This window comes from Streptomyces sp. NPDC102406, assembly GCF_044765725.1.
In the GTDB taxonomy this organism is placed as follows: Bacteria; Actinomycetota; Actinomycetes; order Streptomycetales; family Streptomycetaceae; genus Streptomyces.
The window spans coordinates 1,087,900-1,098,313 of record NZ_JBIWKP010000001.1; the positions used below are offsets into that span (position 1 = coordinate 1,087,900).

A 10,414-nucleotide genomic window follows, 5' to 3' on the forward strand; every position below is an offset into this window, starting at 1 on the left:
CTCGGTCTCTCGGTGTCGGCGGTCTTGAGGACGCATGGACCCACATCGTCCGACACTCCACCGGTGTTACCTCAACCGATTAACCCAAGAACACCCAAAGACAGGCTGCTCCCTACGAGAATGCCCCGGGGTGGATCTGCTCGCGCACGGCCCGGTACTGCTGGCGCACCGCCTGGCCCACGGCCGCCTCCTCGCCCGGCTCGAAGACCTGCGCGGCAGCGCCCTGCCACTGCGGCAACTGCCCGTTCAGCGCCCACGCGGCCTGCCGCGCCGCGCCGATCGCCGCGTAGTCCGCGGGCTGCGGGACCACGACCTGCGTGCCGAACAGCATCGGGGCCACGGCCTGCACGGTGTGCAGCTCGGCGGCGGCGCCGAGCAGGAAGACCCGCCGGATCTCCACACCCCGCCCGCGCAGTACGTCCATGGCGTCGGCGAGACCGCACACCATGCCCTCGAACGCGGCCCGCGCCAGGTGCTCGGGCCGCATCGACTCCCGGCGCAGCCCGCTCAGCGTCCCGGCGGTGTGCGGCAGATTCGGCGTCTTCTCGCCCTCCAGATACGGCAGGAGTACGAGTCCGTGGGCGCCCGGCGTCGACTTCATGGCCAGCTCGGACAGTTCTTCGAGGCCGCCGTCGAGCCCCAGCATCTCGGCGGTTCCGCGCAGGACGCGCACGGCGTTCGACGTATGCACGACCGGCAGGTGCAGCCCCGTCGCGTCGGCGAGCGAGGTGATGGCGCCACTGGAGTCGACGAGCGCCTCATGGTGCACGGCCATCACGGACCCCGAGGCGCCGAGGGAGACCACGGCGTCCCCGGCCCGCATCCCGAGCCCGAAGGCGGCGGCCATGGTCTCGCCGGTCCCGGCCGAGATGATCAGGCCCTCGGGGGTCGTCCCGGCCGCGTCGCCCGGACCGAGCACCTCGGGCAGCATCGCCTGGCGCCCGAGGGCCAGCTCCACGAGGTCGGGCCGCCAGGAACCGGTGGCGGCGGACCAGTACCCGGTGCCCGAGGCGCCGCCCCGGTCCGTCGTCCGCCGCGCGGGCCGCCCCAGGAGCTGCCACACGAGCCAGTCGTGAGCCTGCATGAGAAGCGCCACGCGCTGGGCGTTCTCCGGTTCGGTGCGCGCGAGCCAGCGCAGCTTGGCCACGGGCTGGGCCGCCTGCGGCACGCATCCGACGGCGTCGGCCCACGCCTCGCGCGAGCCGAGCCGGTCGATCAGCTCCGCGGCGGCGGCCTGCGCCCGCTTGTCGCCGCCGACCAGCGCGGGACGCACCGTGTTGCCATGATGGTCGAGCGGCACCAGCGCGTTCTGCTGCGCGGAGACCCCGATGGCCTGCACGCCTTCGAGCAGCCCGCCGCCCGCGGCCTCGCCCAGCGACAGCAGCCAGGCCTGTGGGTCGACGTCGGAGGGGCGCCCGCCACCCTCCACCGGGTCCAGCGGATGCGGCGCGTAGCCCTGCCGCAGCACAGCCCCGGTGTCGGAGTCACAAACCACAATGCGCGTGAAATCGGGCGAACTGTCCAGCCCGGCGACTATCCCCATGACAGAAATTCTGCCGCACCGCCGGACACTCCCGTACCGCGGCTTCCGCTCCGCCGCGCGCGGCGGGCCCCGTCAGGTGTTGCTGGTGCCCCAGTCGTCGCTCTCGCCCGTGCCGCCGCGCTCCCGCAGCGAACGGACCCGGCCGGCCACCGACTCCGGCACCTTGTGCTCGACCTTCTCGCTCACCGTCTGGAACGCCTTGCCCGCGTAGGTCCGCGTCTGCTGCGCCGCCGACTCCGCGGTGTTGCGCACGGCGGGGTTCTGGGCGACCTCACGGGCGGTCTTCTTCAGCTTCTCGTACCTCTCGCGCCCGGCGCGCGTGCCCAGCACGTAACCGAGGGCCAGACCGGCGATGAATGTGAGCCGGTAGCGCATGGCGGCCACCCTTCCGTAGCTAGTCGTGATCACTGAGGGGATACCGATTGGCGGAGCACCCCCCTGCTTGCGCTAATGTATGTGTCGCAGCGAGCGCCCGCCGCCTGGCAAGTACCCAGGTAGGTGCGTTCGAAGCAGATGAAGCATTCCCCTGTAGCTCAATTGGCAGAGCAGCCGGCTGTTAACCGGCAGGTTACTGGTTCGAGTCCAGTCGGGGGAGCTCGATCTCCTGTAGCTCAATTGGCAGAGCAGCCGGCTGTTAACCGGCAGGTTACTGGTTCGAGTCCAGTCGGGAGAGCCACGGAACAAGCCCTTCGGAGAACCCTCCGGAGGGCTTTTTCGTACGGGTTGCGTGCCTGGTGGAACCGTGTGCGCGCCCGCGGAGTCCTCATGGTCGTGCAGAGCCGGACCATTCGAGGCAGGAGATCGTATGAGCGGCTATGCTGCGGCAGAAGGCGCGCACACTTGTGCGCGGCACGCCGTACGGGGCGGTAGCTCAGCCGGTTAGAGCAGCGGACTCATAATCCGTCGGCCGTGGGTTCGAGTCCCACCCGCCCCACCATTGCAGAAACGTCGTGACCTGCGGAAACGCCATTTCGAGGCTAGTCGGACACTACCCTTCGCTGCACGAACGCTGCACCGACTCGTCGTAGTCTCCTTCATATGGCTTACGTCAGGACCAACGAACGGCTCAGCGGCGACCCCTCTTACACGGTGATGTGGCGGACTGGTGGCTCTCGTACGGGGCAGAGTTGACGGTGGCCGTTGGGCCACACTCGAAGGCGTGGCGCAGGTGCGCAGGGATGACGCCACCGTGCAGGATGCGGTTGTCCGCTACGGAGCGCGATATGGTCGCACGCCCGCCCCGGACCCTGAGCGGGTGGTCATCTGGATCTCGGTCGACCGGGCGCTCGGGCAGACCCTGGGGAGCCGGCCGCAGATGACGCAGGCCGCTGCATAGTCACAGGCTCTACGAGTGGGCAGTGGTCGCGTGCGGATGCTGTGGCCTTGAATGAAATCGATGCGATGGGCTGAGACTGCACGGCAGTCCTCGGCTGACACATCTACTCGTCGTCGGGACTCTCTTCGATCGCCTGCCCAAGGTGCTGGCACGTCGCCCGGTAGCGCTTCGGCTTCGGCTTCGGCTTTGGCGGTAGGGCCCGGCCGTCGGCCTTCGCCTCCGCGATGGAGTCAGCCGTCCATTCGCGCATGACGTTGATCCAGGTCGAGCCACATGACCGGTGCATCCAGCGAGCCGTTGCCAAGCTGGCGTTCCTGGCCGTGAGTTGGCCAGCCCTGCTCAAGGACGAAGTTCTTGGCAGCCGGGTTTCAGACCAAGATCACCCGTGTCCGCCAGGAGCTCCGCGTGTTTGTCTATGGGTGCGGGGAGCAGGACGTTCCCTCGGTCGCCTTGACGAATACGAAGGGACCATCCCCGCGGATGCGGGGAGCAGACTCCGGGTCCTGGGTGTCGATGACCAGGGCGGGGACCATCCCCGCGGGTGCGGGGAGCAGATGTTGGGCTTGCCGTCGACGGTGGGCTGGTGGGGACCATCCCCGCGGGTGCGGGGAGCAGCTCACCGGCCGGGCCCGTCCGCACATCGAGGCGGGACCATCCCCGCGGGTGCGGGGAGCAGCCGGAGAGTCGGGAAAGGCGCTCCAGCTTCGGGGGACCATCCCCGCGGGTGCGGGGAGCAGGGTTCACCTTGCCCACGGTCCCGTCGGACGGGGGGACCATCCCCGCGGGTGCGGGGAGCAGACCCGACGATGGATCACAGCGTGATCAACCTCGGGACCATCCCCGCGGGCGCGGGGAGCAGGAGCCGGTCACCTACGAGCTGCTGGGCGTGGAGGGACCATCCCCGCGGGCGCGGGGAGCAGGATCATGGTGAAGGTCGCTCTAACTGCGGGGTGGGACCATCCCCGCGGGCGCGGGGAGCAGTTGTCGTTCATGGCGTCGTAGCGGTCGATGAGGGGACCATCCCCCGCGCGTGCGGGGAGCAGATCGGGACCCCCTTGACCATGCGGCCGAAGTTGGGACCATCCCCGCGCGTGCGGGGAGCAGCTCACCAACGGGGCCACCCATCCCGCCGAGCAGGGACCATCCCCGCGCGTGCGGGGAAGCAGGACATGCTGTTCGCCTCGCCGGAGAAGGTGGTGGGACCATCCCCGCGCGTGCGGGAGCAGTCGATGGACGGGGTAATGGTCACGCCGCCCTCGGGATCATCCCCGCGCGTGCGGGGGCCGGGGGCAGGTTCTCGTACAGGGCGACGGCGGCCGCGGGGCCATCCCCGCGCGTGCGGGGGAGCAGGTGCCGCGGAAGTCACCGTCTGGGTGACGGCCGGGACCATCCCCGCGCGGGGAGCAGATCCACGGCAGTTCGGCATCCAGCGTCATAAGGGATCATCCCCGCGGGTGCGGGGAGCAGCGTCAGCCCCGTGACGGCACCCGGGCGGCCAGGGGACCATCCCCGCGAGTGCGGCAAGCAGATCCTCGGAGAGTATCCCCGCGGCCTGTGGCTGGGGCCATCCCCGCGTGCACGGGGAGCAGTTGATCTGCCAGAGGCCGACGCACCCGATGGAGGGACCATCCCCGCGTGTGCGGGAGCAGGTCCGTGCCGCCGGGGCCGAGACCCCCAGCGAGGGACCATCCCCGCGCGTGCGGGGAGCAGGTAGCGGCTGGGTCCGACACGAAACGGCGGGTAAGACCATCCCCGCGCGTGCAGGGAGCAGCTCACCAAGGTGTTCGGCAAGGATCTCGATGGGGGACCATCCCCCCGCGTGCAGGGAGCAACATGTGACGTTCGTCTACGCCGAGAACGACCCAGGATCATTCCCGCACGGGGAGTAGGGTGCCAACGCCCCATTCAGCGTGGCTGCCGGGGGCCATCCCTGCGTGTGCGGGGAGCAGGCGATGACGAGCTGCTCACCGCGCCACCCAGCGGGACCATCCCCGCGCGTGCGGGGAGCACGAGCGAGGCCGGGCCGCCGACGAGACCAACTCCCCGCGTGCGGCGGAGCAGCCCTGAGAGTAGACGTCGAGGAACCGTGTCGTGGGACCATCCCGCGCATGCAGGGAGCAGCTCTCGATCGCCGCCGCCATCGTCGCGATGAAGGGACCATCCCCCGCGCGTGCGGGGAGCAGCAGCCCCGCCACGTCGTCGTGGACGGTCTGCCGGGGACTATCCCCGCGGGTGCGGGGAGCAGGGACCACCCATGGCGCGAATCTTCGGGATCGGGGGACCATCCCCGCGGGGGCGGGGAGCAGATGGCGCAGAGCCTTCTCGCCCCGGACCCGCAGGGACCATCCCCGCGTGTGCGGGGAGCAGGGAAGCCTACGTGGCAGAGCGCTGCGGGGCCAGGGGCCATCCCCGCAGGTGCGGACAGCAGCACCTCAAGGTTGAGGAGCGGCTTGCCGAGGGGCCATCCCCGCGGATGCGCGGAGCAGCCGGTGGGGTACACGACCGACGACGGTCTGACGGGACCATCCTCGTGCGTGCGGGGAGCAGGGCGCGGCGAGCGCGGTGAAGGTCAGGCCGAAGGGACCATTCCCGCATGCGCGGGGAGCACTCGGCGACGCGGGTGACGAACTGCCGGTAGTCGGGAACATCACCGCGGATGCGGGGAGCACGCCTGGAGGCCGAGCCGGTCGGACCATGGCCCGGGACCATCCCCGCGCGTGCGGGGAGCAGGTTGGGAGGGCGCGGTGGAGCTGTACCGCAGCGGGGCCATTCCCGCGGGTGCGGGGAGCAGCGGCGACCGGTCGAACGGTCGTCTCCCTGTCGGGGGCCATCCCCGCGGGTGCGGGGAGCAGTTCCCAGCGTCGAACATGGCGTCGGCCATGGTGGGACCATCCCCGTGCGTGCGGGGAGCAGTCGGCGATTGTTTCGTGCATGGGGCGTCGGGGGGGGCCATCCCCGCGCGTGCGGAAGTAGCCGCGCGCCATCTCCAACAACGGCACCCAGGTGGGGCCATCCACGCGCGTGCGGGGGGCAGGGAGCGCCCCAAGTCCGCAGCTCATGCGGCGGGGGGCCATTCCCGCGCGTGCGGGAGCAGACGCCGACACCAAAGGAGCATGCCGCGGACGCGGGGCCATCCCCGCGGGTGCGGGGAGCAGCAGTCCCGGATGGTGGTGCCCTCGCACGGCGTGGGACCATCCCCGCGCGTGTGGGGAGCAGACCTGGAACCTCTTCGCCGTCGTCGGCGGCACGGGACCATCCCCGGGGGGTGGGGAGCAGACCTTCAACGAGTACTCCACCGTGTTGTTGGCAGGGACCATCCCCGCGGGTGCGGGGAGCAGTCGGTGCCGAACGCCGCGGCTTCGAATTCGGCAGGACCATTCCCGCGTGTGCGGGGAGCAGGGGAACGCATGCCACGGTCCGGGGGTGATCGGGGGACCATCCCCGCGGGTGCGGGGAGCAGCACCCGCGAATCCAGCCGAACACGTCCGGGGCGGGACCATCCCCGCGCGTGCGGGGAACAGACTGCGGCGGCGATGCCGCCGGGGCGGGTATCGGGACCATTCTCACGCGTGAGGGAAGCAGGTCGTTCAGAGCGGGTGCCATGGGCGTGGACAGGGATTCTCCGAGGAGCACCTGCAGGGCCCGGGCGTCGGGACCATCTCCGCGAATGCGTAAGGGTGTGTGGCGTCGACTTCGCTTCTCGGTTCAGTTGGGTTGTGTGGGTGGTGTGTGGAGGTGGGTGATGGTGATGTTGCGGATGGTGGTGAGTGTTTCGGGGGAGAGTTTGTGCAGGGGGTGGATGGCGTGGTGCCAGGCGGGGCTGGTCAGGACGTGGTGGAGGGCTTGGGCGGCGGCTTGGTGGTCGGGGGGCAGGGTTGTGGCGGTGTGTGCCAGGTGCTGAATGGCGCGCGTGTAGTGGCTGTGTCCGGTGGGGTCGGTGGTGGGGTGGGGGCGGAGGGGGAGGCGGGCGTGGTGGGCTGCGACTGCGGTGAGGGCCAGGGCGCGTTGGAGCGGGTTGGTGGGTTGTTGTGCTGTGTGGAGGGCGGTGTGGGGGTCGCCGAGGGTTGCGTGGAGGACGGCGAGGGCGGGGGTGGGGAAGTGTTCGGGTCCGCGGCTGGCGAGGTCGCGGGTCAGCCAGGTCAGTTGCAGGTCGGGGTGGTCGCCGGCTTTGAGGCGCAGGAGTGCGTGGACGAGGACGTCTTCGGGGAGCCAGGAGTGGGGGCTGTGGCGGGAGGTCTGGTCGCGGGCTTGTTCCAGCAGCGTCTCAAGGAGCTGTCTGGGGGCTGTTGGTAGGTGGTCTGCGGCGGGCAGGAGTTCGGCCAGTGAGGAGAGCAGGCCGGTGCTGCGGATGGTGCGGCTGGCGGCGTGGAGGCGTTCGAGGAGGGGCAGGAGCAGGGTCTCGGCCTGTTCGGGGGCGTGGGGGGCGAGTTCCGTGGCGACGGTGATGCGTGCTGCGCGGTCGGTGGTGCGCCAGGCAGCTCGTGCGGCGGCGCCGCGGGAGCGTGGGTGTTGTCCGATGAGGCGGATGGCGGCCTGTGCCTCGCCGGCGCCGGCCAGTGCCTGTGCCGCGTGCGGCCAGTTGGGGCTGTTGGTGGCGGCGTGGGCGGCTTGGTGGGCGTGGCGGCGTGCGAGGGCGGGCTGGTGGGTGTCGCTGTAGGCCAGGGCGAGAGCGGCGTGGATGCGGGCCCGGTCGGTGGGGTGCTGGGCCAGGTCGGTGAGGGGCTGGGTGTTTGTGTCGGGGTCGGTGCGGACGAGGGCGGCTGCCAGGTCGGGGAGCCAGAGGGGGCTGCGGCCGCCGCCGGGGATGCTGGCGGGCATGAGCGCCAGCGCCTGCTCCAGCCGCTGCTCGGCCTCGTCACCGCGGGCCGTCTCGGCCAGGCGGTAGGCCTCCTCGGTGAGCTCGATGGCTTCCGCAGGATACCTCTCCCCGGCCGGGGTGGGGTGCTCCGCGTGCTCGTGCGGCTCCGCCGGCAGGTGGCGGTCGGCGAGGTGCCGTACGCGGGTGCTCTGCTCGGGCGGTGCGCCGACGGCGTGGAGCGCCTCGGCGAGGAGGGCGGGGGTGTGGGGGAAGCCGACTTCGAGGTGGAAGGCGTCAGATGGCGTCAGGGGGGCTGCGGTCGGGCCCAGGACGTGTTCGAGGTGGCGGCAGGCGGTGCTCACCAGGCGTGCAGCCGGCTCGGGCCGAAGGCGCGCGGCATAGCGGGCGGCGAGCGCGAGGGCGGAGACGTTTTCCAGGGTGGGCGCGTCGGTGAAGACCTCGTGCGCGTGGGCCAGGATGCGGTCGGTGAGGCGGCCTGCGCGGTCGGGGGCCGCACCGGCTGCTGTGTGCCAGAGCTGGATCGCGCAGATTGCGGCGTCTGTTTCGGTTGGCTCCTCGCAAGCGAGGTCTTCGGCTTGTTCTTCCAGGGTGTTCAGGAGTTCGGCGGCCCGCTCGGGGTGGTCCGCTGCCAGGAGGCGGGCGGCCTGCGCCCAGGCTTCCAGGCGGGCTGTTCCCGTCCCGCGGGTGTAGCGCAGCAGCGCCAGGCCTTCCTCGAGAAGGGCCTGGCGCTCGCGGTCTTCGCGTGCAGCCCGGCCCGGGGCGGCGGGCTCGTTCCAGTACTCTGCCGGCCGTCGGCGAGGCATGCTTCCTTCGCGTGTACCACCGTCGTTCGCCAGGGCTGTTTCCAGCAGGGCGAGAGCCGCGTGCCCGGCGGCGCCTTCCGCCTCGTCGACGTCGGCGCCGAATCGGCCCGCCTCGCGCAGGGCGTGCTGTGCCCACGTGGCTGCTTCCCGGGCGGTGACAGCCGCTTGGGTGTCGCCTGTGGTGTGCAGGACGCGTGCCACGCCGGCCAGGTTCAGCGCCTTGTCGGCGGCGAGCCCGGCAGCACTGGTCAGGGCGCGGGCCCGGGGGGCGTCGCCGAGCCGGGCGATGGTCTGCGCCACCGCCGGGGCCAGCGGTCGCACGTGGGGCAGCAGCATGTCCCGGGAGGCGGCGAGCGCCGCAGTCGTGCCCAGCGCCAGTGCGGGGTTCGGCTGGGCTGATGCGGCCCAGTCAAGGTGGCGCAGGGCGACATCCGCCCCGGCGCGCTCAACAAGCAAAAGCTGGCGGCGCGCGTCGAGAGCCAGGGCGGTGAGCCGTTCGGTGTCGCCCTCCGCCTGCAGGAGACGGGCGTAACCGGTGAGCAGGTAGTTCGGGGTGTCCTCAGGCCAGCCCTCGTCCTCGAACTGGCGGGCCCAGTTGTGCAGGGCGGTGACACAGCCGGCACGGAACGGCCGGCCGAGTGCCTCATACGCGGCGACATGGAGTTCTTGGTGGGCGAGCACGAAGGTCTGGCGTCCCGCGTCCGCTTCTGCCTCGGTGCGCACGTCCAGGGACAGCAGATCGGTGCGGGTGGGGGCCAGGGAACGGCCGGTGACACCGGAGAGTTTGTCGCGCACCTCCAAAGGGGTGACCTCGGCGAGTTCGGCGAGGTCCGCGCCGGTGAGGGCGCCGCGCGCCGTGACCAGCAGGCCCAGCAGGTGTTGTCCGACGGGGTCAGTCAGCAGAGTCCGTAACTCGGTCAGGGCGGCATCGCGGATGATGCGCGCGGCGGGGGAGTCGGCCAGTGGCCGGACGACGGCAGGGTCGCGCAGGGGGTGATCCGTCGCCAACTTCTGGGGCACGTGCGGGTGGGGCCGTCCGGCGACGATGACGCGCATCCCGGCGGGCGGGTCCTTGGGCAGGAGCCCGGCGATACCAGCCGAGTCGGAACCGGCATCGGCATCTTCGTCGAGTCCGTCGACGATGAGGATGAGACGGCGATGACGCGCGGCGCAGGCCTGGGCTGCTGCTTCGTAGAGCGGGCCGAGGTTCGGTTGCTGCAGGTCGATGGGCGGATGCCGCTTGCCTTCGGCCGCGGCAGCCAGCTGGTTACTGACGGTGCGGACGAAGCCGTCACGGCGGTCGGTGCCCAGACGGCCGGCGATGAAGTAGTGCGCGACGTCGACTCCGGCGGGCCGGCAGCGGGCGGCAAACCAGGACAGCAGCGCCGTCTTCCCGGCCCAGGGCCCGGCCTGCCACCACAGGTAGTTGGGGGAGCCTTGCGGAGCCGTGACGAAGTGCTCCAGGCTGTCCAGTTCCTCCTCGCGTCCCACGAAGTCGACGGGCAGGACATCCAGCAGGACCTGGGAGGCACCGCACAGCAGACGGCCCTTTGAGGCTGCGCCAACCCGGCTTCCGCGGCCCCCTTGGCCGCTCTGACTGCCTCTCTGTGCGGCTCCTAGCCGGGCGGCCCAAGGCCCCTCCTGGATCGAGGCGAAGCACGGCGAACGGCGAACGGCTCGTGCCTGCAGGTCGGGGATGAGCTTCTTCAGGACGTACTCGACGTGGCGCTCTTCGGTCGGGGGGTACGCCTTCGAAGGGTCCGTGTTCATCCAGGCCGTGAGACTGGACTTGCCCACGGTGTATCCGGAGCCCGCGGCCTCGCGGACCAGAATCGTGTAGTTGAGGCTGCTGCCGCCACCCGCGGCCTGGTACAGCGTCTTCAGATCGCTCATGAACGTCGGTGTCTGCCTGT

4 protein-coding genes and 3 tRNA genes are annotated in these 10,414 nt (G+C 71.1%); 4 read left to right on the forward strand and 3 right to left on the reverse strand.

Going from position 1 to position 10,414, the window contains the following annotated elements; all coding sequences use genetic code 11:
• Positions 1-112: 112 nt before the first annotated feature.
• Entirely contained in the window at positions 113-1,543 is a 1,431-nt protein-coding gene (locus ACIRF8_RS05010; protein WP_404210923.1) for an FGGY family carbohydrate kinase, read from the reverse strand.
• A 72-nt stretch (positions 1,544-1,615) separates the two neighbouring features.
• Positions 1,616-1,918, reverse strand: a complete 303-nt coding sequence (locus ACIRF8_RS05015) for a YtxH domain-containing protein (RefSeq protein ID WP_404210925.1) — start codon at positions 1,916-1,918, stop codon at positions 1,616-1,618.
• Positions 1,919-2,065: 147 nt separating this feature from the next.
• Here ACIRF8_RS05015 and ACIRF8_RS05020 point away from each other — a divergent pair.
• The 4 genes from ACIRF8_RS05020 to ACIRF8_RS05035 all read left to right on the forward strand — a co-directional run bounded on the left by ACIRF8_RS05020 (position 2,066) and on the right by ACIRF8_RS05035 (position 2,879).
• A tRNA-Asn gene (locus ACIRF8_RS05020) sits at positions 2,066-2,138 on the forward strand.
• 5 nt (positions 2,139-2,143) lie between these two features.
• Positions 2,144-2,219: transfer RNA gene (locus ACIRF8_RS05025), tRNA-Asn, on the forward strand.
• A 184-nt stretch (positions 2,220-2,403) separates the two neighbouring features.
• Positions 2,404-2,480 (forward strand) — tRNA-Ile (locus tag ACIRF8_RS05030).
• Between the two features lie 222 nt (positions 2,481-2,702).
• A complete protein-coding gene (locus ACIRF8_RS05035; RefSeq protein WP_404210927.1) occupies positions 2,703-2,879 on the forward strand; it encodes a hypothetical protein in 177 nt (58 codons plus the stop codon).
• Between the two features lie 3,705 nt (positions 2,880-6,584).
• Here the strand turns inward: ACIRF8_RS05035 and ACIRF8_RS05040 are convergent.
• Positions 6,585-10,394 (reverse strand): hypothetical protein, encoded by a 3,810-nt coding sequence (locus ACIRF8_RS05040; RefSeq protein ID WP_404210929.1) that lies wholly within the window; start codon positions 10,392-10,394, stop codon positions 6,585-6,587.
• Positions 10,395-10,414 lie beyond the last annotated feature (20 nt).

Bases quoted from the DNA above. Each gene is read 5' to 3' on its own strand.
- ACIRF8_RS05010 (WP_404210923.1), bottom strand. From the start codon at position 1,543: ATGGGGATAGTCGCCGGGCTGGACAGTTCGCCCGATTTCACGCGCATT.
- ACIRF8_RS05015 (WP_404210925.1), bottom strand. From the start codon at position 1,918: ATGCGCTACCGGCTCACATTCATCGCCGGTCTGGCCCTCGGTTACGTG.
- ACIRF8_RS05040 (WP_404210929.1), bottom strand. From the start codon at position 10,394: ATGAGCGATCTGAAGACGCTGTACCAGGCCGCGGGTGGCGGCAGCAGC.